The following is a 21,327-nucleotide window of genomic DNA, read 5'->3' as shown; positions in this document are numbered from 1 at the left end:
TCTCCTGGGGGTGTTAGAGGCCGGCGCGGGCGTGCGCGAGCTTCAGGGTGTTCTCCGCGGACGTGCGCCGGGTGGAGGGGTTGCGGGTCGCAAGGCGTCGGATCGCTCCGTCCAGGCCGTCCGCTTCGACGCGGTCGGCCATGCGGGCTTTGACGGCCGAGGCACCGGCGAGCGTGCCGCCCTGGCCGAAATCGCTGCGCACGACGGCCTCGGTGACACCGCGGCCGCGCGCGACTGCGCCGATGAACACGTCCTCGATCGAATCGATCATGGCCTGGATGACTGCGCGGCCGTCCTCGGTCGTCAGATCCGGGCGCTTGTTCGGTGCGCTTTTGCTGACGATCGCGACGTCACGCCGTCCGGCCTGGTCGGGGTTCTCCTGAACGCTGCCGCCCATCATCACGCCGATCGAGCCGACCATCGCGGTCGCGTCGATCGAGATCTCGCTCACCTGGCTAATGATCCAGTAGGCAGCAGAACAGCCCATGCCGCTTACGTGCGCGACGACTGGCTTCGTCGACTGCGCGACCAGGCGCGCGAATTGCGAGATATCGGTCGTCACGCCGCCCGGGCTGTCGACTGCGAGCAGGATCTTGCGCACCGCGGGGTCGGCCTGCAGCACCCGGAAGTCGGCCGCGAGCAGATCGAGCGCGACGGCACCGCCGCCCGACGGGCTGATCATCGCGGCGCGCGGCAGGATCGGACCGAAGATCGGCAGTGCACCGACGCCGTCGCGGATCGCGGCCGAGCGTGTGCCGGCAACGCGCTCGCCCATCTGAGCGACCGCCTCGAGGTGGCGCTCGATATGGCCATCCTCCTTCACCGCCGCGACGGCCGGATGATCGAGAGCGCGCATCGCCATCGCTTCGATCGCCTCGAGATAGCCAGGCATGATCGCCCAGGGCACGGACCGGATGGCCGCCAGAATACGATCGCTCATGCTGGATCCTCGTCTTTTTCAGGTGCGGGCGACGGTGCCGGCGCCGGCTGCTGCTCGCCTTCGATCTGCGAGCCCGACCCGACGCGGTATTTCTCGCCGCCTGGTCGCTTGTTCCGGTTCTCGAGAGTGCGAACCTCGTTCGGATTGAGCACGCCCTTGTCGATCGCGATCGAATACGCCTCGTACCGGCTTTTGATGTCGCCCTTCAGGAGAGCGTCAGGCAGGAATTCGAAGAAGTGCCCGGGCTCGGCGAACTGGTGCGTCGCCGCAGCAGCGACGCGCTCGAAGTGACCCATCATCGAATACAGGATCAGCTCGAGGCTTTGCTGCTCGATGTTTGAGAAGGTCGCACGGCTAAGCTCGAAGACGATATGCGGGGGCACACCGAACGCGCGCGCGATCTCGACAACGTAGAAGCCGCGGACCTCGACGTATTGGCTCTTCGCGTTGTCGTGCGCGAGGAACTTGGCGTCCATCTCCTGATCGAGAACCGCGACTGCTCCGGCGTTCTTCGGTCCAGAGAAGCGGCTCTGCCAATCCGTTTTCAGCTTGGTCTTGTCACCCGGCTCCATCTTCGCCTTGGAGGTCAGGATCGTCGACGGCTGCGCGTTGTTCTCCCAGAAGCGCGCGGCAAACGCCGACGTCGCCGCGGCTGCCTGCAGGGTGTCCTGCAGCAGCTTCAGCCGATCGATGCCGACCAGGCCGTCGCGCGAGAACCCGGGAATGAACCAAAGGTCGTTCCGGGTCAGCCGCTCGAACGTGCCGTCGGGCAAGTGCGTATCGTAGAACACCTCGAGCCCGTCGGCCTTGTCCCAGCTCGATACCGGCGAGACGCCGTGCGGATTGACGCGTGTCAATTTGCTGGCGCGGTAGAGACCGTCACGATGAATGTAGCCGGCAAACTTACCGGTCATGATCAGATCGCCGAGCATCAGCTCTTTGAACAGGAAGGCGTTTTGGACGTCGTTCGTGCGCGTCCGGAGCATCATCGCCGGCGGGGCGTCTTCGACCCGAACCTTGCCGCCGTCCTCCTCGCGGTAATAAATCAGCGGCGCCATAGCGAAGAGCCCGGTCAAGACCTCGAGCGCGCGCAGTACCGCCGGCGACGACAACGCCGCCTGCTCGCCGATCGAGCCGCCACGCGACCCGCCGAGCAGATTGAAGAACGTAAAGCCGCTCGTATCGTTCAGGCCGTCAGCGCTGGCCTGTACGGTTACCGCGGCTGAATCGTCTGACGTGGTACCGCGGCGACGGGCCTCGGCTTCTGCCGCACGTGGCGACAGCTGATATCCGCTGATCGACATGCTCAGATCCCCGTATATTCGAAGGTGTTGGTGCGCGGGTTCCGCGTCATCAGCTGCACGGCATTGAAGCCGGCCAGCAGCGGATCGATCTTCGCCACGCCCGACATCTGCTTCGTGATCAGGATCGCGCTGCCGCGCGGTTCGACCTTCGCGTTACCGACGCACCAGTTCATGAGCAGCTGGCCGGCATGCTTCATCGTGCCGTCCTTGAGCTTGCGCTCGGTGCCCTTGATCGCGCCGGTAAGACGAAAGCCCTGCGGTACCGCGACCAGCTGGTCCGCCGTAAAACCACGGCCGGATAGCTCGTCGACCAGGGCGGCGACACCTTGCGGATCTAGCCCGATCGCCGCCTCGTCGGGAAACAGCCCGGCGTCTTTCACCAGCTCGAGGAGATCCGCGACTTCGACCAGGTCCTGCGTCGGATCCTCACAGCGGATCAGCGTGCCCTCCGCCATGAAGTCGGTGAGCTTGCTGACGATGTCCTTGCGCCGATTGAACACGTCGAGATGTGCCCAAGCCCGGTTCCACATCAGCCAGGTGCGCGGATCCGACTTCAGCCGGCCGAGCAGCGCCAGGCCGAACAGATCGTCGAGACCGCCGCCATCGATGCCGGCGACGGCAACCTCCACCAGCGCGAGAAACTGATCGAGCGAACCGTCCCACAATTCGACCGCGGCTTTCGCCTGGGCCCAATAGACCGCGCCGATCCAGGCATCGTGCCGCAGACCGACGCCGATCTCGACGTTCAGGTGCTTGGCGTAGAAGACCTGCTTCGTGCCGTCCTCGGCGTTCTCGATCTTGCGGAACTGCGCCTCGAGCCACGACTGGCTGACCGATCGGCCGAGGTTCGGGTTGGTGATGTAGAAGTTTGCCGGGTTGAGATGCTCGTCATTGGCAAGCATCTCTTCCGGGAATTCGTACAGGACCGGCAGAAACTCTTTGTCGACGACCTTCCCGTCGCGGACGTCGCGAGCGTAGGCCAGCTTCTCCTTGAAGACGCCCGCGGGTGGCTCGTCGGATTGCGTCGTGAGGTAGAGCGTATAGCCCTCCGGACGCGACACCTGACCGCCGGCCGCCTCGCGCAGCATCGAGTCCGCGTTGGCCTTCTTGCCGAAGAGCCATAGCTCGTCGACGAGCACCCGGCTGGCCTTCTTGCCCGACACCGTCGCCGCATCGGCCGCGACGACCTTCAGCGTCGCCTTGGTGTCGCGGTTGGTGATGAGCCGGACATGCTCCTGGATGTGGAGCAGATCCGCCAGCTCCTCGTCCGCCCGGATCATGTCGCACGCCGGCTTGAAACTGTTGCCCGCCACCTCGATCGTCGGCGCCAGGATCAGGTTCTCGTCCGACGGGCGCCAGCCGCAAATCAATTCGGTCAGCATGATGCCGGCCGCGATCGTCGACTTGGTGTTCTTCTTCGACACCAGCAGCAGGCCCTCGCGGATCAACTGCTCGCCCGTCTCGGCGTTATAGGCCCCGAAGATCGCGGCTGCGAAATCGAGCAGCCATTCGTCCGCGCTCTCTCCGATCGTCCAAGTCTCGTCGGTATGGGGGTTGATACCAAGGTCGGCAATCTTGAGCGCTGTAAAGACCGCCATCTTCGCCTCGGCCGAGGCGGGAAACAGGGGCGTGAACGGGATCAGCGTGCGCCGATCGCGGATCCGTCGCTTCCAGTCGAGGCACGCGGTCGACCAGGTCGGATCAATCAATTGATCGTCCTGGTCGGCGCACCGATCGCACCAAATTTGCGACCGACGGCCGTTGCGCGATCCTGCGCCTGCGCCTTCTTGCCCTTCGTAGGTGCAGCCGTCTCGTTGATGACCTTCAGCGACGCGGCGAGGTTCTTCAGGATCTGCGACCGCGCCGGCAGCGAGACCGCCTTCATCATCGCGTCACGCCGTTGGTCGTTCTCGTCGTTGGCGGTTAGGATCTCGATCGACTCCTCGAGTTCGCCCTGGAAGCTCGTTACCGCGTCCAGCTCGTCGAGCATTCGCGCAGCCAACTGGCGGGCGTTCTCGGCGATCGTGCCGGCGTCGACCGGCTCGCGGACCTCGAGCGGCTCGGCGATCGCCAGCCGCGGCGCCGGAAGCAAAGTGCGCACCGGTTTGCGCACGCGCACCGGCCGTTCCCAGCCTTTGCCTTCGCGTGCTTACGAATAGCCGCTTCGGAAATCTCATGCCGATCAGCTATTTCCCTGATCGAGTCTTCGCCTTCCAAGTATTCGCTCTGAATACGCGACCACTCTTTATGGGTTTTCCGGGTTGCCATCGAACAGCACCCCCAACCCAAAGTACGCACCCGGGAACGCCCAGGAGGAAATAATCTCCGCATGGGAGCCATAGGGGTCCAGGGGGTCGGCCCCCGCAGGGATCGACCCACCCCCTGCCCCCGCGCGATCAGGCGTGCATGGCTGCGGCGTCCGCGACGATCTGCTTGAGACGGTCCTGCACGTGCGGCTTGGCATGGCCGACGACCGTCCAGTCCACGATGACCTGGCCACGCAGACCTTCCAGCCTAGCGCAGTCAGCCCAGTGACAGACGATCTCGAAGCGCCATGCCTTCCGCACGGCGAAGCCGCGGGAGTGACGTAGGCACTTCATGAGGTAGCGGCCGATCTGCCCGGTGACGACGACGATCGTGCCGCCAGACGCCGGCAGCGCCGCGATCATGCGATCGTGGCGCGCTAGCGAGTTCTCACCCTCTCTACGGGGACCGGCGAAGGCGTACGCGTCGATCACCGCATGGCTCCACGCTCGGCACGCTGCTTGCGGCTATCATGGCACCGCTTGCAGAGCGTCTGCAGGTTGGCCAGCAACCAGAACAGGCGCTCGTCACCGCGATGCGGGTCGCAGTGGTCAGCGACCAGGAGCGACGTGTCGGCCGACGTAAAGCCGCAGCCAGGCCACTGGCAGGTGTAGAGGTCCCGGATGAACACGGTGATGCGCAGGGCACGCCAGCGCGCCGACTTGTACCACTTGTGCCATGGCTTGAAGAGACGGCGATCGGCGTCGGCAGTACGCTCAACGGGGGCTAGGGAGCCCATCGTCGGCTTCAGCCTGGTGAGCGTGCTGCCGATGGCCTTCAGCTTACCCATGGGGCTTGCCGTCGACCTTCAGCTCGATCTCCAAACCACTGCCGAGGATTGCCGTCGCCAGGCCAAGTAGATGGCAGGCGATCCAGAGCCGGATCAGCGCCCGACGCTTGCCCGTGACCTTATCCACGACGATGAAGGCGTGCAGTTCACGCTGCATGTCGACCTCGACCTCGATCATGGTCGGGTCAGTCATGCCGATGCTAGATCAATCGTGACCGGATGCCACGGTGCGTCGTGCGCGGGCCGGTCGTAGAAGCGGACGTAGGTGCGCGAGCCGATGACGCGGATCGAGTCCTTGATCGCCTCCATCGCGCGCAGCCACCGCGCGTCGTCGAAGTCGAGGCGGAGAAGGCGGAACAGTTCGGCCCGGTTGATCTGGCCTTCCTTGTCTACCTGGAAGACGCCGTTGACGATCGCCTGCAGCTCGACTGGCGAGCCGCCTGCCCAACCCATGAGGCACTCGTCGATCAGGACCTTGGCGGCCTGAAGCTCGGGCCCGAACTCGAGAAGGTCAGCGACCTGCACCTGAGCCCGCTCGCGCCCGTCGAAGGTGAGCAGCGTGATATTGCCCTTCTTCCCGCCGACGGTCGTGCCGTACTCCTGCGCCAGCAGCGCCTGAAAGGCACCAACGCGCTCGAAGGTCCGGACCTTGAACGCGGCGATGAGGGCGGACAGTTCGCGCGCATCGGTGAGGATCTCCCGCACCGTCTCGTCCATGAGCAGGTCGACCGGCTTGACCGCGGCGAGCGGGACCAGGCTGCCTTTGGCGTCCCGGAGGTACGGGTTGCCGGCGACGTCGATCGCAGCGGGGTGCGGCTTGGTGGTCATGCCGGCGTCCCCTGCGACACGATCGGCGCGGTGATGGCGACGATCGTTTCGACCGGCAGGAACTTCAGGATCTCGCGCATCAGGCTGACCGGCACGCCGATCAGTGCGGTGTCGGGATGACCAGCATCGACGGCACGCCGGATTGCCTCGCGCGGGATAGCCATCACCAAATTGCCTTTGTGCCGTCGCGGCTGACGTAGAGGGCGGACGCTCGACGGTGCTAGGAACACCACGGAAGGGCGCGACGATGTCGCGCGCGATACCTTGCGCCAATTCCTCAAGCTCGTTGTAGAGGTCAGTTGATTCAATGCCCAGCCGCGCTCGTTGGGTCAGCTCATCGAACCGCGGTGTAATGCGTTCGAGCTGATCGGCCAGGTTCGAGTTCGGCTGGGCAGGCCGTGCACCGGATCGGGGACCATCGTGACGCATGCCAGATCTCCCTTCACGTCTGACGCACGCTCAAAGGGGGAAGAGCGGCGCCATGCGGATACAACTGTGGCGGGGTCGATTTGCGAGTTACGTGACCGTTTGGGCAGGTGTCCTTGTGGGAAGTTCCCCAAAGGTAACCCCTAGCAGCGCTTCCAGCTGTCCAGCGCTGACACCAGGATCGATCGCGCCCGCCGATTGGAAAGGCGCCAGTCCCGCGCGGCCGTCGTCAACGCCATGTCGTCGACGATGATGGCGAGCAGCATCGCGCCATGCGGAGCCACCGCCTCGCGCCAATGGGCGTATGCGCGCTCCCGAATCACGGCAGCGATTGGCGCGTACGAAGCGCTGTGCGGACCGCCGCCTGAACTGCGCGGCTCCAAGTTCGCAGTGCGCACCGCAACTTCGGCCGTGATCGAATGATACGCTTCCGCGATCTGGTCCGCCGCCGCAAGCTGGTGCGCGTCGATCGCGCCGGTAGCGACGAGGCGGGCAAGCGCACCCTCGCGTCGGGCCTGCACCGCAGCGTGCTCGTGCGTCTCCGCCGTACCATTCGTCTTGTGCGACCAGCGCTCGCGCAACTGGACGCGCTCCTCGATGCCGGGCTCGAGCGTGACGATCGCCGGCGTCTTGCCCTTCTTGAGCCGGTTCGCGCCCTTCGGTTTCGGACGCGGTTCGCCAAGCACCAGGTGCGCAACGCGTTGCCCCTCGCGCTCAAGGGATCCAGCGAGCGAGAACGCTTCGTCAGTAGGTAGGTGTGGCATGAGGATCCCCGGCGTCGACGTCAGGGATATGCTCTAGGATCGCCACGAGCGGGAGATGACCTTGTGGTAACGGCAGCACGCGATCGGCGCTGGCGATATCCTCGTTCACGACGACGCCCATCTGACGCATGCGATCGAGCAGCTGCCGCTCGAGCAAACCGGGAACGGTGATCGCGCGTTGCGCGCCGGCTGCGCGCTCGATCATCTTCTCGAATGCCAGCTTCTTGACCAACGCCTTCGCGCGAGTGTCGCTGACGTCCAGCGCCAGCGCGATCTCGCGCATTGCGGGACTACGGCCGTGCTTGAGGATGTAGTGGGAAATGAAATCGAGGGCCTGCTGCTTTCTGCTCGCTCGGGCCGGTAACACCGCTGAATATGCCTCCATCGTTCCCCCAGATCCCCAGGCGGAACATAGGGCGAATCGCGGCGAAATGCACGAGGGTAGCGGTGAGTAGAATGGTCCGCTCGCTGTCCGCCCCCTCGTACCTCTCCTGTTATCGTCTGGTGAAGCTCTCGCGCGCGCGCAAGTGACGTCCAAGAGATTCATTCCAGTCTGCAATCAGCGGATTTATTATCGCTAGAGGCTCGTTCGCAATGCGAGCGTTGAACAGCAAACCCATTCGCGCCATCGCATCCGAAAGCGAAAGAACTACTTCGGCAAGGTCTGCTGTGTCGGACGTGTCCTGCACTGAGGTACCTGGCGAGCGAATGTGGATAACGTCGCGCGTGACGACCGCCATCTCGTCGATAACGGCGGTGAGGTCATCTGCCGTAAGACCGCTTTCCTCGTCAACGATGTCGCCTTCGTTGAAGGTCGACCGAAATTTACGGAGGCGTTCCATCGATCCTATCAAGCCGTCAGCCATAATATCCCGTCCTTTGATTGTGAATTGATCAACCTCGCGGCGGATACACCCTCCGCCGCAGCCCTCTCAAACGCGCGGAAATTGGCCGTTTTTGGCTGCTCCGCTTCGCAATGTACCCCGGCGATACCCCTACGGTTTCGCCGGCATTTCATGATCGAGATACTGCACCAGGAGCGCCCGCCCCCGCTCGGCTATCTCGACGGTGTCCCGTTCGGTCAAAGCCACCAGCTCGCGCGATATCAGCCAGTTGAGATACGTCCCCGGGTTCGGGCCGGCAGCGCGGTGGAAGAGGTTGACGGCAACCATCGGACCGAACGCGGCAAGTGCGAGAAGCATATCCCAGCCAGGCTCGCCGAACCCTTCACGGTCTGCGCCGAAGACTTTGTCTCGGGTACGTCTGGAAGTGTAGAGCAACTCGGCAGCTGCTTTGTGCGCCGGCGTCATCGCATTCCTCGGCTGCTTATGCCGGCATCGACTTCCATGCCGGATCCGGATCGCCCGCCGCCACGCGGCGTCGATGCCGAAACGTACCGGCCGCGGTCGCCAACAGCATCGGGTAGGCCCAGATCTGCGCCTGGATGGCGTAACCGGCCGGGAGCATGCCAGGATCGAGCCCCTTCGCCAGATGGGCCACGATCGCGGCGAGCTGCCAGCCCGACACCCATAACGGCCAGAAGCGCGTTGATCGCCAAGCCAGTACGATCAGGGCGACCAGCAGCAAGACGTCGATTACGGCCGTACCGACGATGGCCGAGCGGTAACCGCTGGCGTCCAGAAGGAAGTGCACCGGGAGGTTGAGCGCGAACGCGCCGACCTGCAGGCCCGCCCCGATCCGCTCCGGTGCACCGCCCCGTATGAGCGAGTAGCCGCAGCAACACACGAGCAAGACTAGGAAGAGAATAAGGCTCACGCCGCGCTCCCTCGCCCGACCCTGCCCCGTGCGTCAACCATGGCACGTCACGCTGCCTGCACGAGCGTCAAGGCGGCGGGCTCTGCCTGAAGGGTGGCCATGTCCGGCGTATCGCCGAAGTCGCCGTACGAGGTCACGGGCATACGCAAGTCGGTGCGTGCCTGCCGGAAGGCGTAATGTGCCTCGTGGATAGCCTTGCGAGCGGCAATCAGATGGCCGACCGCTTCTGCCATCTTATCGATACCAGGCTGCCCTGCGTCGAGCGGTAGGTTCGCCGATCGACGGCCCTGGATAACCGCGATCTGCAGATGGCCGTGAGAAACGAGCGCGTTGTCGATGTTGCTTTCGACGTCGATCAGCGCGGCAGTTACGGTGCGGGAGACTTCATCACGACGTTGCTTCAGCATATGGCCCCTTTTCGCAGGGTTGGCCCCCGCTAGTGTGTCAGAGTGCGGACGGCATGGATCACCGGTTTCGCGACCAGGGGCAGTCCGTTGCCAATCGAAGCAGCCAGCGAAAGCGCAGCGAGCGACCCGATCGCGATGATCGCGATCCAGCCCAGCGTTTGCGCAAGCGATAACGTATTCCTCGGTTGGCTCGACGAACGCCAAGGCCGTGACGCCAGAAACCCTTCCGTCGACGCGGTCGCTGATGGCACCAGCTCAGCCTCGCTAACCACCCGTGCTGTATCACCCCTGACGCTGTACGGGGCCTCTCACCGAAGGCGATCGCCGCGGCCTCTCGCCGATCGCGTGCCCCCAGCGCCGCGACAGCCTCGGCGACGTAGCCGTCCACGGTCGTCTTGGAGATGCCAAGTTCGGCCGCGATCTCCTTGGAGGTCGCCTGCTTCTCCCAGACCAATTTCAGGCATGCATGCTGCCGAGGCGAAAGCTTATCCATTGCCGGCCCTATGCCCGCGGGACGCAGGCCGGCGCGACGTATGATAGATCAATTTTGAACGTAACTATTCGCGACCGAACCCAGAAATGGGTTAGTCGGCCAACAGTGGTCGCCGCATACTTCAAAGCAAACCCGGGATGCATCGATAACTGCCCGCGATGCGACATCATGTGTTCGGTCACCGTGTCGGTTCGGGATGCGGCGTGGCGCGAGCTGCATCGACTGCTGGTCGTCCCTGGCGGTGTGGCATCGCGGTCGCCGAGTCAGGAAGCAGATCTCGCAGCTGCGACAGCCCGATGGGAAGTCGCTGTGCAAGCAGCAGAGCTTGCTCGTCCTGCGACGCCTTCGGGTCGATCCCCGCGAGTAACGCCTTAAACATCTGTACAAGAGCGGCTTCCGGAGGAAGCGATGCGCTCCCATGGGCGGGGCTAGCAAGACTAGCCACCCCATTCACTACACGCCGAACCGCTAATCGATCGAGGCTTGGAAGGTTACGGATCTGCTCGATCATAGAAAGTTCGTCGGGCGTTAGGAGGTGTTCGATGGGCGCATCCCCTCCATGTCCTCCGCCCGACCGATCAGCCATTCGTATGCTACGTTCAGTTCGATCGCGATGGCAGGCAGATACTTAGAATGCCGGGTCTTACCCAGGAGTATCAGACTGATGGCCCCCTGAGTCACGCCAATGGACCGCGCCAGGGCGGATTGATCCACCCCTCGTAGGTCCATAGCCTGTCTAAGGCGATCAGCGACGGTGCTCACAGCGAGGTGTCTACCACGAGCAAAATAGTTAGCTCTTGGAGTTTGCTCTTGCGAAGGTACGATTTTGCTCATAGCTCATACGAATGAGCAGCAGCGAATCTCCGACGGAAGCTTTGCGCAGGGCGGTCAAGATCGCTGGCGGCCAGTCGGCGCTTGCTCGTATCGTAGGCTGCACCCAAGGCACGATCTGGCTTTGCCTGAAGCATGGAAAGCCACTTTCGGCGAAGTACGTGCTGAAGGCTGAGGCCGCGACAGCCGTATCCCGTCATCTCCTTAACCCCGATGTGTACCCGCATGACGATTCGACGCCACAGGCTCCTGTCGATGCTTCGGTACCGTTGGAGCCGGCGCGATGACGTCGGCTGGTCCATCAGTTTCTCTTGCCCGCCAGCTTGGCGGCGAGCGTCGACGGCATTCCCACCCGCAAGTGTCGTCGACGTCACCATTCCACCTTTTCGGCCGCTCGCAGACCGGTCGGAACTCGCGCTTGGTCATTCGACACGACCAGGCGACAGCCCTTTGTCTGCTACTCCCTGAAGTGCACGTCCCGGCGCCGATCGTCCCCAACGATCGGCGCCAACTTTTCGCGGTGACGGCATGACGATCGTCAAAGCTCCGATGTCGATCGACGCCGCACTCGCGCGGATCGCTGGTCAGTTCCCGAACGGCTACAAGGATCTCGCGCGGATCGTCGATCGGCACGAGTCTACCGTTCGTGCCTGGGGCTATGACGGCAAGCCGGACCAGCAGATGCCAATGCCGGCCGCGATCGCCCTCGATATCGCCTATCAGAGCGAGGGTGGCGAAGGCAGCCCGCTATTCGAGACGTTCGCTTTGCAGGTGAAGGTGGCTCGCGAAAGGGCGTTTGCTGGCGGCATCGCACTTGCCCAGCGTGCATGCATTCAGATTCGCGAAGGCGCCCAGGCAAACGAGGCGATCGTCCTCGCAAGCATGCCTTCCGCTGGTCCTGCTCAGCGCGCGCACGCGATCCGTGAGCTTGAGGACGTCGTACGCGAGTCGACCACGACGATCGCACTTCTCGCGACTGGCGATCCCCTTCCCGAGCCCCCGCCGTGATCTGACGTCCCGCGGCGATCGCCGCGCTCCGTACTGCCAACCTGCCGATCCTGCCGCGTCATCCTGCGACCGGGAACGGTTTTCTGCTGCCAGGACACCTTCTCATGCCTGACCGACGCGAAGCCCTCACGAACATATCGAAAGCCCTTCGGGAGCAGGCTCACGTGCTTCAGGCGCTGAATCTGGCTAGCGATCACGACATCCCGCAAGGTCTGCGACTGCTGCTTGACGCTATCGACTACGTCGACGTCGCCGCGGGTGCGCCTGCCCATCAGCGGGTCGCATCATGACGCTCACCCCGGTCAGTACCTTAAGAAACGTCGCGAGGCGGCAGGGCTATCGATCGCTGACGTCGCAGAGCGGATCTCGACCGTTCCGCGATGGGCGCAACACCTACGTCGCGGCTGGCTCGCTCAGATCGAGAGCGACCAGATGCCTGCGTCGTTCAACACGATCGTTGTGCTTTACCAAGTGATGAAGTTCGACCTCGGCGTGCTCGTCGCTCTTTCAGCGGAGGGTGTCGATGCTCCCCGCCTATGCGTCGTATGCGCCTGCAGTGAGGCGGATCCCTGCGTTGGCTACGCTGGACCATGCTCTTGGGTCGACACCGACCTATGCAGCGCATGCCTCACACACGAGCCAGCCGATCGCCTCGCGATCATCAGGGCTGCTGCCGTCAGCAATTCCGAAGGAGCGCGCACAGATGCTGCGTAGTCCCATCGCCGTCGTGACCGCCGCGATCATGACGGCCGGCGCCGGGATCGGCGCCGGGCTCACCGGGCATGCCGCTGCTGGCGTCGTGTTCGTCGGCCTCGCTGTGGCGATCGCCTGCACCGCCCTCCGTCACCATCTGCGAAAGGATGACCGTCGATGAACATCAACGGCACAGTCCGCGAGACGCAGCCGCGCCGCGGGACATGGGTAGGGTTCGACCCCACAACTCAACCTGCACCGCTGCGTCTCGATCATTCGTTGGTCGACGTCGAAGGCCAACTCGACGACGAGGAAGCGGAAGCCCTTGCGGCTGAGGCGCGTCACACGGGCATGCTGATTGCCGTCAGCCTGCCCCTCGGCGTTGTCATCACATGGCTGGTCGACCTTATCGCGGGCGGTCCAGGACTTGGCGCGATGGTGGGGCTGTGACGATGCCGGACGAAGTCCTTCGCCGCCTGGAAAGGCAGTTCCGCGACAATCCGCCGACAATCGTGCTCAACAAGGCCGACGCGTTCGAAGTCGCCGCCAAGGTACTCGATACGAACGCAGCGCATCTGACGATCGTCGCTGCACTGCTGAAGTCCGTAAAGCCGGGTCTCATTTCGGATTCGTTGCTCGCTGAGATCAAGCGCCTGGCCGTCGAGCCAGAACTTCAGGTCGCCGCGTTGAAAGCTGCAGCTGGTACAATCCGTGATCTGGCGACTGAAGAGCGCGTCATTGCCGCCCGTGCGGCGCGTGAATCGGAGCGTAGCCGGTGACCCCGCGCCGCGCTCGAAACCAGTCGAACGAGGTGCAGGCCTGATGGCTCCCTGGTTCTGGATCTTGGTCGGTTTCGTGATCGCGATCGTCGTGGCGGGTTTGCTCTGCCTCGGCGTGTTCGCGTTTGCAAACTGGCGGGTCAAGGCTCGCCGCTGATGGGCAAGCGCATGCCCTTTGCTGACCGTCCGACGTTTACCAGCCGCGATGTTCGCGCCGGGTGTTTCGTCTGCGGCGGTAGCGATCCGATGTGGATCGGCGGGCATGCGCAGGGCGTTGCGGCGCGACACCACGACGCGACCAAACATCAGACGTGGACTGATGTCTACATGGCGGTGCGCTACGGCGAATACCCGGTCGACGATCGCCAGACCGATATCGAGGATGCGATCGCGTCCGCCAGTTCGGGGACGCGCCGGGTTGCGCCCCCTCCCCGGTAACGACGCGCCGACGGTTCCCGCCGCCGGTGTGAGCGCACCTCAAGGCCGCTCGTCGAAACATGCGCTCACGGCCGCAAAGCCGGAGATCCATGCACCATGACGAAAGCACTGACCGTTGAGAAGCCCCGAGCGCCCCGCGCCGGCCGCGAAATCCTGACGCTAGGAACTAAGCCGGCCGCGAAGGCGGTGACGGGGCCGGTGACCCGGCTTGTTCCGTCCGCTCCGCAGCTGTTCCCCTCGGCCGGCTCATGCGCGCAGCGGAGAACGTTCGCCATACGCGCATCGAGGAAGGTTGCGAGCAGCTTGCCGACGACATCCAGGCGCACGGCCTGCTGCAGTCGTTGATCGGCTACGAGGATGGCGGACGCGTCGAGATCGTGGGTGGAGGCCGGCGTTTGAAATCGCTTCGGATCGTCAAGCAGCGCGGCCTGGTCGACGATAGCTTCCTCGTGCCCGTTCTGATCCGCGGCATTGACGAGGCGGTTGAGCTGTCGCTCGCGGAGAACCTGCAGCAGCGCACGATGTCCCCCGTCGACGAGTTCCTCGCGTTCGCCAAGTTGATGGAGGGCGGCTCCAGCTCCCCGGCAGATCTGGCAAAGCGGTTCGGTTTTTCGGAGCGCGTCGTGAAACAGCGATTGCGCTTGGCCGAGCTAGTCCCGGAAGTGCTCAACGCCCTGGCCGAGCGTCAGATCACGCTGGACGCGGCCATGGCGTACGCCACCAGCCAGGATCCCGTGCTGCAGCTCGAGGTGTTCGAGAACCAGGCCAAGCGCGGCCGCACCGCGCACGATCCCGCAAGCATCCGCCACTCGCTCCGGATGAAGGGCTTGGACACCGCCGATCCGCTGTTCCGCTTCGTTGGGCCCGACATCTACGCCCGGGACGGCGGTACGTACGAAGACGACCTGTTCAACGAACCGGGCAAGGATCGCGTTCTCGCGCAGCCGTTCGTGCTCGAGACGGCTGCAAATGCGATGGTCGACTTTCAGGCCATGCGTTTGCTCGAGGAGCTGAAGGCGGACGATGCATGGGCGCTAACGATCGTCGGCTATGTGAAGGTCCCCACTCTGCGGCTGCACGCCTTCGGGACGATCGAGAAGCTGCGCCCGCCGGTCGGGTTCGTCATGATCCAGCGGGCCGACCATCCCAAGCTCTGGCGGACGGTTCGGAACAACGGCTTCAACGTGCACGTCGTCGTCGGCATCAATGCCGATGGCCAGTTGATCGCGGATCCTCGGTACGCGTTCGTGCCGATCGCGCAGAAGGGCGCGATCGATCGGCCCGTGTTGGTTGACGTCGCCGCCGATCGGGAGCGCGACGCGGCCGCGTATCGCGAGCGCGAGATCATCCGTTGGTCTCGCCGGCTCGCTGTCGGTCCGTTCGCTGGAACGCCGTTCGAGGGCCGCGTCTTCTGGCCCGAGGCGAACAGCGATCGCCAGTTCGCCGCGACGATCGCCGGCGTCGAGGGCTTCATGCTCAGTGCGCAGATTTTCGTGCCGGCCGATCAGGTTCCGGCGCATCGCAAGGCGGCGATCTCGCACGTCGACCAGATGATTACGACTCGGGGGAACGTATGATCCGCGATATCGTGTTAACCGCTGCAGACGTGGACTGGCTGCCGGAAGACTATTGGCAGTCGATCCCCGAATACATGCGAACGGGCATCCAGATGCACTTTGCGCGGCGCCGGCTGGCGATTGAAGCATCTACATCTGATCGCTGGCAAGTTATCGCGAAATTCGACGGGCAACCTACCGGCAAGAGCAATCCCGTCATTGTCGCGGTCACGGGCGGGGATCGCGAACCGGTTGTTGGCGAAGCTTACTACGACCCCGAGCACTACGGTGGCGCGTGGTGGTGGGCTCAAACCAGCGGGGGAATACCACGACAGCCCCATCGAGGAGATGCAGCACGGCAAGGTGACGCACTTCCGCGCTATGCCTGCCCCTCCATCCGTCGATGAGGATATGGGCGTCACTGGCAACGCCATCCTGTTGCTAGGCTACATAGCTCGCGCAGTGTCTCGCGACGGCGCTTACGCCGTCGAGGACGTCCACGCGTCAGGAGGCTGGCAGGTAGTTCGTCATCAAGCGGGCAACTTGTACGCGATCGCCGTGCGCCAGCTCGAGGGCGTCGAGTGATGCCGGGTCCTATCAGCGAAAGTTACCGCGGCCCGCCGGATGATAGTCCGTATGTGCCGTCGTGGTGCTACCCCCGCGGACCGAAGGCCTGCCCCTGCGGTCATCACGAGGGCTACCATAACGACGCGGGCATTTGCCTTCTCGCAACGCGATGCGAGTGCGCTGGCCTCCCGCCCGAATGCCTTTCAACTGCAGAGGAGATGATCGCATGAGCATCGCCATGAACGGCCGTGCGCGCGCCGCCGAACCTCCCTCCATCGTTCGGATCGATCGCAAGATCAGCCGAGCCTCCGAGGTCGGCCGCGGCATCGATCTGACCGCCGCCGACCTCGATCTTCTTGTCAGCCTCGGGCTGATCGACTTGCTGCACCAGGCCAAAACAGAATTTCTCGAGGAACAGACAAGATGCCGGGTCGCGAAACGCCACTCTATCGCCGGGGGAAATACTGGCTCGACAAACTCCGGAGGGAAGACGGGACCGAGCGTTCGCCTCGTTGGTACATCTTCTGGTACGATCCCACCGCGCGACGCGAAGCAAGCGTCTCTACGGGCACGGAAGTCGACGACGAAGCCATCGTCGCCCTCGACCGCCGCTATCTAGCCGATCGCGGCGAAGCGCCGGCATTCTGTCACGCATGCGGCCAGCCGACCGCGTCGGCCGAGGCGTATCTGCTCGTCGACGCGATCGCGGACTACCGGCTGGAGAAGGGCGACCTCGCCTCGTCGGCCGACAGCATCCAGGCGCGGTTGAAGCACGTGCTCGACTTCCTCGACGCTGAGGATCTCGCGGACGGGCGGCGTGTTCGGAGTTGAGACCAGCTGCGCGGCCGCGGCGGGCAACGTGTTCATCGCTGCCTTTCGCGCCTGGTCGGCCGAGCAACCCGTCGTGTGGCGGAACAAGGCTGGCGCGATCACGGTCTCGAAGCCGCGCGCGGCCGCGACGACCGAAGAGTCTGTTCTGCAGGTGGCAGCGGCGCTGAATCACGCCGTGAACGCGGATCCTCCGCGGTCGGAAAAGCGGCCGGTCTACAAGCCGCGTCCGCGCAAACAGGTTTCGCGGCCGCGTCGGCATCGCGTCGACGTCCCGGTCTTGGCGGACATGCTCGCCTACGCGGCAGAGCAGAATGAGAAGCGGGCGTCGCTTCACGCCTTCATCGTCGCATCGCTCTGCACGATCGCGCGCCCCGATCTCGGTTGTCGATATCTGCGTCGCCCCGATCGCGAGCAGTGGTTTCCTGGTTCGCCTACGCTGGACCTCAATCCGTTCGGCCGCGCGCAGACGAATAAATACAGGCCGGCGATCCCGGTCCTGCCTGTGCTCGAGCAGTGGCTTCGCGCCGAGCTGGTCGACTACCAGAAGCTCGACAAGTCCGCCCGCAAGGGTGCCGGCTACCTGGTCAACTATTACGGGCGCTCCGTCCTCGACGTCGACACGGCGTGGAAGACGATGCTGCGCAACCTGAAGCTGCCCGAGGGCCGCGAATGGAAGCCGTACCTGCTCCGCCACAGTCTTGCGACGATCGTGCGCAACCGTGGCGTAGCGAAGTGGGATCTCGAGGGCTTCATGGGTCACGACGTCAGCGGCTCGACCGAGACGTACGCGATCGGCCGATTCGACACCGTTTTCCGGGCTCTCGAAGACATTTTGGGGGAGATTGAGATGCGCTCGCCAGGCGCTCTGCGCCGAAACTGCGCCGAACTGTCTCTATCCGGCATTTTCCCTCGGGAGGTGAAAATGACCGGATAGAGCCAATTCAATGGTGGGCGTGGCAAGGATTGAACTTGCGACCCCTGCGATGTCAACACAGTGCTCTACCACTGAGCTACACGCCCGCCGGAGGGCTCCACTAGCCGCGGTTATCGCGGCGTGCAAGCGCTCAATGCACGCCGGTCATATTATCCATCTCGAACAGGCGATCGACCTCCGCGACGAGGTCGCGCAGATGGAACGGCTTGGACAAGACGCGGGCGTGCGGCATCGCCCGGCCCGCCTTCAGCGTCACTGCAGCAAAGCCCGTGATGAACATCACGCGCAGGTCCGCGCACATCTCGCCAGCCTTCTGCGCCAGCTCGATCCCGTCCATCTCGGGCATCACGATATCGGTCAGCAGCAGGTCGAATTTTTCGGTTTCGAGCAACGGAATCGCCGCCGTACCGCGATCGACCGCCGTCACGTCGTAGCCGGAGCGCTCGAGCGCACGCGTCAGATATTCGCGCATCACCTGATCGTCTTCGGCCAGCAGAATTCGCAACATCGATCTAACGCCCCGTTTTCACTCATACATTTAAGCCCTCGCCCTACGCGCAAAGCGGTTAATATTTCCAGTTCATTGACCATGAAGCGCGACGGGAGACCGGGTTGCGCGGGAGGTCGATTGCCCCGATGGCCTCACGGCCCTAGCGTAGGGCGATGCCCCCTCCCCTTCGAACGCCTCGGCGCGATGCCGCCGATCAGCCCGGTGGTGCTGTCGGTGCCGCATGCCGGTCGGGAATATCCGCTGGCGCTGAAGACCGCGCTCCGCGTACCGCTCGCAGCGTTGCTGCCGCTCGAAGACCGCCTGGTCGATGCGGTCGCGCGCGCCGCACGGACGAACCAGACGACGATCGTCCAGACGCGGGCGCGCGCGTGGATCGACCTCAACCGTAGCGAGGACGAACGCGATCCGCTGCTCGACGAGGGCGCCGCATCGGTGGCACCGGCACAGCAGTCCGCCAAGCTGCGCAGCGGGCTGGGGCTGGTGCCACGGCGCGTGTCGGGCGCGGGCGATCTCTGGGCGCGGCGGTTCACCGATGCCGACGTCACCGCCCGCATTGCGCAGGATCATCGTCCCTATCATGCGGCGATCTCCAGTGCGCTTCAGGCGGCAAAGACGCAGTTCGGCGTGGCGGTGCTGCTCGACCTGCACTCGATGCCGCCACTAGGCCCCGGCGGCACGCGGATCGTGCTGGGCGATCGATTCGGTCACGCTGCGGCGGCGCGGTTCGTGACGCGGGTCGAGACCGAATGCACCGCGCGGGGCTTCTCGACCGCGATCAACACCCCTATGCCGGCGGGCACATCCTCGAACGGCACGCCCGTCCGGGTGCGAACATCCATGCGGTCCAGCTCGAACTCGACCGCACACTCTATCTCGATCGCAAACTCCACGCACCGGGCGCCGGCTTTGCCCGCGTCGTCGATCTGGTACGCGCCATCCTGGTCGCGCTCACCGACGAGGCGCTGTCGCCCCCGCTAGCACAGGCCGCGGAATAGGCGCTACGCGACGAGCGCGTCGAGCAGTTCCTCGATCCGGTTGGCCCGTTCGATCGGATCCGCGATGCTTTCACCGGCGATCCAGCGACCGTTCTTCTCGACCAAGTCGCCCACGGGTTTTGCAGTCCGCCGGTCATAGGGCGTGAGCGCAATCGCGGCAGGCCCGGCATCGATCCGCCGAATATCCGCAGCCCTTGCCAAGGTTCGAATCCGCGCGACCTGGAGAAGACGCCGCGCCTGATCGGGCATTGCGCCGAAACGATCGTCGAGTTCAGCCTCGAACTGATCGAGCGCGGCGACACCGTCAAGTCGCGCAAGCCGGGCGTACAAAGCCAGTCGTACCTCGGTCTCTGGGATCCACTCCTCGGGCAGGCATCCGCCGAGTTCCAGATGCAGTTCCGGGATCCAGTCGTCGACCAGCGTATCCCCTCCCGTTCGAGCCGTGCCTTGCGCAATGCCCGGCCAAACAGATGCTGGTACAGATCGATGCCGATCAGCTTCATGTGGCCGGCCTGCGCCTCGCCGACCAGATCGCCCGCACCGCGCAGATCGAGGTCGCGCGCACTGATCGCAAAGCCCGCGCCGAGCCGATCGAACGCCTGCAAGGTCCGCAGGCGCTTCAACGTAGCCTCGCCGATCGTCGCATCGCCATCGGTCAGCAGCATCACCTGCCCGCGCCGCCCGCTGCGCCCCACCCGTCCGCGCAACTGGTGAAGCTGCGACAGGCCGAAACGGTCGGCATGGTGGACGATCATCGTGTTGGCGCGCGGCACGTCGAGCCCCGCCTCGATGATGTTGGTCGCGAGCAGGATGTCGCCGTCGCCCGCCGCGAACGAGACCATCGCCTCGTCGATCTCCGCTGCGGGCATCTTGCCATGCGCCTGGACGAGGCCGAGTTCCGGAACGAGCTTGGCAAGCCGAGCGCAGAGTGGCGCTAGGTCGTCGATTCGCGGCACGACCACGAAGCTCTGGCCGCCACGGGCACGTTCGCGGCGCAGCGCGGCACGGACGGCGGCGTCATCGAAATGCGCCACCGCGGTCCGGATCGGCTGGCGGCGCGCAGGCGGAGTCGCGATCACCGACAGTCCCTGCAAACCGATCATCGCCGATTGCAACGTTCGCGGGATTGGTGTCGCGCTGAGTGTAAGGACGTGGCCCACGCCAAGCGCATGCAGCTTCGTCTTGTCGGCCGCACCGAAGCGCTGCTCCTCGTCGATCACCACCAGCGCCAAATCCTTGTAGGCGACGCCCTTGCCGGCGATCGCCCCGGTGCCGATCACGACCTGGATCGATCCGTCGGCAAGCCCGGCCTTGACCCGCGCCTTCTCGGCCGTGCTCGACAGACGCGACAGCCCGGCAACGACGATACCGCTGCCCTCGAACCGGCGCGTGAAAGTCTCGATATGCTGGCGGACGAGGACCGTCGTCGGCGCAGCGATCGCGACCTGGCGTCCCGCCAGCGCCGCTGCGGCGGCGGCACGCAGCGCAACCTCGGTCTTGCCATAGCCGACATCGCCGATCACCAGCCGATCCATCGGCTTGCCGCTCGCCAGATCGGCAAGCGTGGTAGTGATCGCGCGGGCCTGATCGGGCGTCTCGGTGAAGGCGAACCCGGCAGCGAAACGCTCATACGCCGCCCGGTCCGGTACGATCGGATCGGTCGTCAGCGCCCCGCGCTCGGCAGCGATCGCGGCGAGATCGCGCGCGCTCTCGGCTATCGCCGAATCGATCGCGCCGCGCCGCTTCTGCCACGACGATCCGTCCAGCGCGTCGAGCGTCACGGCGTCCACCTCGGCCCCGTAACGCCAGATCCGGTCGGCCTCGGCGACCGGCACCAGACGACGCCCGCCCTTGGCATATTCCAGGACAATCGCATCGCCGTCCGTTCCCGGCAGCATTTCCAGCCCACGAACGACACCGATGCCGAACTCCTCATGGACGATCACGTCGCCGCACCGCAGTTCACTCGCCAGCGCAGCGATCGCTCCCGCGCCGCTGCCCGCGATCTCGTCTGCGCGCGCACGCCCACCGAGCAGGTCCGCGCCCGCGACCACGGTCATGCCGCCGACGACGAACCCCCGGTCGATCGGGGCGGCTAGCATCATCGCGCTGCCGGGCTTTGCCGCATGCGCGTCGGACCAGCGCTCGACCT

Annotated in this window: 29 protein-coding genes, 1 tRNA gene and 2 pseudogenes; 11 read left to right on the top strand and 21 right to left on the bottom strand. The window is 64.6% G+C overall.

Annotated features, from left to right (window positions below):
• Positions 1–13 precede the first annotated feature (13 nt).
• The 16 genes from AC0IX7_RS18195 to AC0IX7_RS18120 all read right to left on the bottom strand — a co-directional run bounded on the left by AC0IX7_RS18195 (position 14) and on the right by AC0IX7_RS18120 (position 10,032).
• Positions 14–856: a S49 family peptidase gene (locus AC0IX7_RS18195; RefSeq protein ID WP_471813260.1), complete on the bottom strand. Its 843-nt coding sequence runs from the start codon at positions 854–856 to the stop codon at positions 14–16.
• An 80-nt stretch (positions 857–936) separates the two neighbouring features.
• Positions 937–2,244, bottom strand: a complete 1,308-nt coding sequence (locus AC0IX7_RS18190; protein WP_471813258.1) for a phage portal protein — start codon at positions 2,242–2,244, stop codon at positions 937–939.
• Between the two features lie 2 nt (positions 2,245–2,246).
• The gene (locus tag AC0IX7_RS18185; RefSeq protein ID WP_471813256.1) at positions 2,247–3,953 is read right to left on the bottom strand and encodes a terminase large subunit; all 1,707 of its coding nucleotides are present in this window, start codon (positions 3,951–3,953) and stop codon (positions 2,247–2,249) included.
• Positions 3,950–4,363: a hypothetical protein gene (locus tag AC0IX7_RS18180; RefSeq protein ID WP_471813255.1), complete on the bottom strand. Its 414-nt coding sequence runs from the start codon at positions 4,361–4,363 to the stop codon at positions 3,950–3,952. Before AC0IX7_RS18180 ends, AC0IX7_RS18185 begins: the two co-directional genes overlap by 4 nt.
• Positions 4,364–4,640: 277 nt before the next feature.
• Positions 4,641–4,982: a hypothetical protein gene (locus AC0IX7_RS18175; protein ID WP_471813254.1), complete on the bottom strand. Its 342-nt coding sequence runs from the start codon at positions 4,980–4,982 to the stop codon at positions 4,641–4,643.
• Entirely contained in the window at positions 4,979–5,338 is a 360-nt protein-coding gene (locus AC0IX7_RS18170) for an HNH endonuclease (protein ID WP_471813253.1), read from the bottom strand. The genes AC0IX7_RS18175 and AC0IX7_RS18170 overlap by 4 nt, the downstream gene beginning before the upstream one ends.
• Complete coding sequence (locus AC0IX7_RS18165; protein ID WP_471813251.1) at positions 5,331–5,531, bottom strand: hypothetical protein; 201 nt, start codon at positions 5,529–5,531, stop codon at positions 5,331–5,333. The genes AC0IX7_RS18170 and AC0IX7_RS18165 overlap by 8 nt, the downstream gene beginning before the upstream one ends.
• Positions 5,528–6,166, bottom strand: a complete 639-nt coding sequence (locus tag AC0IX7_RS18160; protein WP_133019031.1) for a DUF3164 family protein — start codon at positions 6,164–6,166, stop codon at positions 5,528–5,530. Before AC0IX7_RS18160 ends, AC0IX7_RS18165 begins: the two co-directional genes overlap by 4 nt.
• Complete coding sequence (locus tag AC0IX7_RS18155; protein WP_471813249.1) at positions 6,163–6,330, bottom strand: hypothetical protein; 168 nt, start codon at positions 6,328–6,330, stop codon at positions 6,163–6,165. Before AC0IX7_RS18155 ends, AC0IX7_RS18160 begins: the two co-directional genes overlap by 4 nt.
• 405 nt (positions 6,331–6,735) lie before the next feature.
• Positions 6,736–7,278, bottom strand: coding sequence for a hypothetical protein (locus tag AC0IX7_RS18150; RefSeq protein WP_471813248.1), 543 nt, complete (start codon positions 7,276–7,278; stop codon positions 6,736–6,738).
• Positions 7,279–7,336: 58 nt separating this feature from the next.
• Positions 7,337–7,639, bottom strand: a complete 303-nt coding sequence (locus AC0IX7_RS18145; protein ID WP_471813247.1) for a hypothetical protein — start codon at positions 7,637–7,639, stop codon at positions 7,337–7,339.
• 211 nt (positions 7,640–7,850) lie between these two features.
• The gene (locus AC0IX7_RS18140) at positions 7,851–8,222 is read right to left on the bottom strand and encodes a hypothetical protein (protein ID WP_471813246.1); all 372 of its coding nucleotides are present in this window, start codon (positions 8,220–8,222) and stop codon (positions 7,851–7,853) included.
• Between the two features lie 129 nt (positions 8,223–8,351).
• A complete protein-coding gene (locus AC0IX7_RS18135) occupies positions 8,352–8,666 on the bottom strand; it encodes a hypothetical protein (protein WP_471813245.1) in 315 nt (104 codons plus the stop codon).
• A 16-nt stretch (positions 8,667–8,682) separates the two neighbouring features.
• Positions 8,683–9,132: a hypothetical protein gene (locus AC0IX7_RS18130; RefSeq protein ID WP_471813243.1), complete on the bottom strand. Its 450-nt coding sequence runs from the start codon at positions 9,130–9,132 to the stop codon at positions 8,683–8,685.
• 47 nt (positions 9,133–9,179) lie between these two features.
• Entirely contained in the window at positions 9,180–9,539 is a 360-nt protein-coding gene (locus tag AC0IX7_RS18125; RefSeq protein ID WP_471813241.1) for a hypothetical protein, read from the bottom strand.
• A gap of 58 nt (positions 9,540–9,597) precedes the next feature.
• Positions 9,598–10,032, bottom strand: coding sequence for a helix-turn-helix domain-containing protein (locus AC0IX7_RS18120; RefSeq protein WP_471813239.1), 435 nt, complete (start codon positions 10,030–10,032; stop codon positions 9,598–9,600).
• A gap of 845 nt (positions 10,033–10,877) precedes the next feature.
• On the opposite strand from AC0IX7_RS18120, the gene AC0IX7_RS18115 reads away from it, so the two are divergent.
• The 8 genes from AC0IX7_RS18115 to AC0IX7_RS18080 all read left to right on the top strand — a co-directional run bounded on the left by AC0IX7_RS18115 (position 10,878) and on the right by AC0IX7_RS18080 (position 15,744).
• A complete protein-coding gene (locus tag AC0IX7_RS18115; protein ID WP_471813237.1) occupies positions 10,878–11,150 on the top strand; it encodes a YdaS family helix-turn-helix protein in 273 nt (90 codons plus the stop codon).
• Positions 11,151–11,391: 241 nt separating this feature from the next.
• Complete coding sequence (locus tag AC0IX7_RS18110; protein ID WP_471813235.1) at positions 11,392–11,871, top strand: hypothetical protein; 480 nt, start codon at positions 11,392–11,394, stop codon at positions 11,869–11,871.
• Positions 11,872–12,574: 703 nt separating this feature from the next.
• Complete coding sequence (locus AC0IX7_RS18105; RefSeq protein WP_471813233.1) at positions 12,575–12,745, top strand: hypothetical protein; 171 nt, start codon at positions 12,575–12,577, stop codon at positions 12,743–12,745.
• Complete coding sequence (locus AC0IX7_RS18100; RefSeq protein ID WP_471813232.1) at positions 12,742–13,014, top strand: hypothetical protein; 273 nt, start codon at positions 12,742–12,744, stop codon at positions 13,012–13,014. Before AC0IX7_RS18105 ends, AC0IX7_RS18100 begins: the two co-directional genes overlap by 4 nt.
• Positions 13,015–13,016: 2 nt before the next feature.
• Positions 13,017–13,343, top strand: a complete 327-nt coding sequence (locus tag AC0IX7_RS18095; RefSeq protein ID WP_471813230.1) for a hypothetical protein — start codon at positions 13,017–13,019, stop codon at positions 13,341–13,343.
• 168 nt (positions 13,344–13,511) lie between these two features.
• Positions 13,512–13,781 carry a hypothetical protein gene (locus AC0IX7_RS18090; RefSeq protein ID WP_471813228.1) on the top strand — a complete coding sequence of 90 codons (270 nt, stop codon included), beginning with the start codon at positions 13,512–13,514 and terminating at the stop codon, positions 13,779–13,781.
• A 248-nt stretch (positions 13,782–14,029) separates the two neighbouring features.
• Complete coding sequence (locus AC0IX7_RS18085) at positions 14,030–15,358, top strand: ParB/RepB/Spo0J family partition protein (protein ID WP_471813226.1); 1,329 nt, start codon at positions 14,030–14,032, stop codon at positions 15,356–15,358.
• Positions 15,355–15,744 (top strand): hypothetical protein, encoded by a 390-nt coding sequence (locus AC0IX7_RS18080; protein WP_471813225.1) that lies wholly within the window; start codon positions 15,355–15,357, stop codon positions 15,742–15,744. The genes AC0IX7_RS18085 and AC0IX7_RS18080 overlap by 4 nt, the downstream gene beginning before the upstream one ends.
• Before the next feature lie 290 nt (positions 15,745–16,034).
• On the opposite strand, the gene AC0IX7_RS18075 is transcribed toward AC0IX7_RS18080, so the two are convergent.
• Positions 16,035–16,349 (bottom strand): hypothetical protein, encoded by a 315-nt coding sequence (locus AC0IX7_RS18075; protein WP_471813223.1) that lies wholly within the window; start codon positions 16,347–16,349, stop codon positions 16,035–16,037.
• Between AC0IX7_RS18075 and AC0IX7_RS18070 the strand changes: the two genes are divergently transcribed.
• Both AC0IX7_RS18070 and AC0IX7_RS18065 read left to right on the top strand, forming a co-directional pair.
• On the top strand, positions 16,328–16,735 hold the full coding sequence (locus AC0IX7_RS18070) for a hypothetical protein (protein ID WP_471813221.1): 408 nt from the start codon (positions 16,328–16,330) through the stop codon (positions 16,733–16,735). The genes AC0IX7_RS18075 and AC0IX7_RS18070 overlap by 22 nt on opposite strands.
• 28 nt (positions 16,736–16,763) lie before the next feature.
• A complete protein-coding gene (locus AC0IX7_RS18065) occupies positions 16,764–17,669 on the top strand; it encodes a site-specific integrase (protein ID WP_471813219.1) in 906 nt (301 codons plus the stop codon).
• An 11-nt stretch (positions 17,670–17,680) separates the two neighbouring features.
• On the opposite strand, the gene AC0IX7_RS18060 is transcribed toward AC0IX7_RS18065, so the two are convergent.
• Both AC0IX7_RS18060 and cpdR read right to left on the bottom strand, forming a co-directional pair.
• A tRNA-Val gene (locus AC0IX7_RS18060) sits at positions 17,681–17,755 on the bottom strand.
• A 44-nt stretch (positions 17,756–17,799) separates the two neighbouring features.
• Entirely contained in the window at positions 17,800–18,177 is a 378-nt protein-coding gene (gene cpdR / locus AC0IX7_RS18055; RefSeq protein ID WP_471813217.1) for a cell cycle two-component system response regulator CpdR, read from the bottom strand.
• Positions 18,178–18,258: 81 nt separating this feature from the next.
• Between cpdR and AC0IX7_RS18050 the strand changes: the two are divergent.
• Positions 18,259–19,175, top strand: a pseudogene (locus AC0IX7_RS18050) (N-formylglutamate amidohydrolase).
• Positions 19,176–19,178: 3 nt separating this feature from the next.
• On the opposite strand, the gene AC0IX7_RS18045 reads toward AC0IX7_RS18050, so the two are convergent.
• Complete coding sequence (locus AC0IX7_RS18045) at positions 19,179–19,505, bottom strand: TRCF domain-containing protein (RefSeq protein ID WP_471813943.1); 327 nt, start codon at positions 19,503–19,505, stop codon at positions 19,179–19,181.
• A 410-nt stretch (positions 19,506–19,915) separates the two neighbouring features.
• Positions 19,916–21,073: pseudogene (locus AC0IX7_RS18040) on the bottom strand (DEAD/DEAH box helicase); the annotation flags it as partial.
• Positions 21,074–21,327 lie beyond the last annotated feature (254 nt).

This window comes from Sphingomonas sp. AC411, assembly GCF_979253035.1.
This window is presented reverse-complemented; position numbering and strand designations above follow the sequence as displayed.

Excerpts from the sequence above, each read along its gene's own strand:
- AC0IX7_RS18195 (WP_471813260.1), bottom strand. The coding sequence starts at position 856 with ATGCGCGCTCTCGATCATCCGGCCGTCGCGGCGGTGAAGGAGGATGGC.
- AC0IX7_RS18190 (WP_471813258.1), bottom strand. The coding sequence starts at position 2,244 with ATGTCGATCAGCGGATATCAGCTGTCGCCACGTGCGGCAGAAGCCGAG.
- AC0IX7_RS18170 (WP_471813253.1), bottom strand. The coding sequence starts at position 5,338 with ATGGGTAAGCTGAAGGCCATCGGCAGCACGCTCACCAGGCTGAAGCCG.
- AC0IX7_RS18165 (WP_471813251.1), bottom strand. The coding sequence starts at position 5,531 with ATGACTGACCCGACCATGATCGAGGTCGAGGTCGACATGCAGCGTGAA.
- AC0IX7_RS18160 (WP_133019031.1), bottom strand. The coding sequence starts at position 6,166 with ATGACCACCAAGCCGCACCCCGCTGCGATCGACGTCGCCGGCAACCCG.
- AC0IX7_RS18155 (WP_471813249.1), bottom strand. The coding sequence starts at position 6,330 with ATGGCTATCCCGCGCGAGGCAATCCGGCGTGCCGTCGATGCTGGTCAT.
- AC0IX7_RS18145 (WP_471813247.1), bottom strand. The coding sequence starts at position 7,639 with ATGCGCGAGATCGCGCTGGCGCTGGACGTCAGCGACACTCGCGCGAAG.
- AC0IX7_RS18140 (WP_471813246.1), bottom strand. The coding sequence starts at position 8,222 with ATGGCTGACGGCTTGATAGGATCGATGGAACGCCTCCGTAAATTTCGG.
- AC0IX7_RS18135 (WP_471813245.1), bottom strand. The coding sequence starts at position 8,666 with ATGACGCCGGCGCACAAAGCAGCTGCCGAGTTGCTCTACACTTCCAGA.
- AC0IX7_RS18125 (WP_471813241.1), bottom strand. The coding sequence starts at position 9,539 with ATGCTGAAGCAACGTCGTGATGAAGTCTCCCGCACCGTAACTGCCGCG.
- AC0IX7_RS18120 (WP_471813239.1), bottom strand. The coding sequence starts at position 10,032 with ATGGATAAGCTTTCGCCTCGGCAGCATGCATGCCTGAAATTGGTCTGG.
- AC0IX7_RS18115 (WP_471813237.1), top strand. The coding sequence starts at position 10,878 with ATGAGCAGCAGCGAATCTCCGACGGAAGCTTTGCGCAGGGCGGTCAAG.
- AC0IX7_RS18110 (WP_471813235.1), top strand. The coding sequence starts at position 11,392 with ATGACGATCGTCAAAGCTCCGATGTCGATCGACGCCGCACTCGCGCGG.
- AC0IX7_RS18105 (WP_471813233.1), top strand. The coding sequence starts at position 12,575 with ATGCTGCGTAGTCCCATCGCCGTCGTGACCGCCGCGATCATGACGGCC.
- AC0IX7_RS18100 (WP_471813232.1), top strand. The coding sequence starts at position 12,742 with ATGAACATCAACGGCACAGTCCGCGAGACGCAGCCGCGCCGCGGGACA.
- AC0IX7_RS18095 (WP_471813230.1), top strand. The coding sequence starts at position 13,017 with ATGCCGGACGAAGTCCTTCGCCGCCTGGAAAGGCAGTTCCGCGACAAT.
- AC0IX7_RS18090 (WP_471813228.1), top strand. The coding sequence starts at position 13,512 with ATGCCCTTTGCTGACCGTCCGACGTTTACCAGCCGCGATGTTCGCGCC.
- AC0IX7_RS18085 (WP_471813226.1), top strand. The coding sequence starts at position 14,030 with ATGCGCGCAGCGGAGAACGTTCGCCATACGCGCATCGAGGAAGGTTGC.
- AC0IX7_RS18080 (WP_471813225.1), top strand. The coding sequence starts at position 15,355 with ATGATCCGCGATATCGTGTTAACCGCTGCAGACGTGGACTGGCTGCCG.
- AC0IX7_RS18070 (WP_471813221.1), top strand. The coding sequence starts at position 16,328 with ATGCCGGGTCGCGAAACGCCACTCTATCGCCGGGGGAAATACTGGCTC.
- cpdR (WP_471813217.1), bottom strand. The coding sequence starts at position 18,177 with ATGTTGCGAATTCTGCTGGCCGAAGACGATCAGGTGATGCGCGAATAT.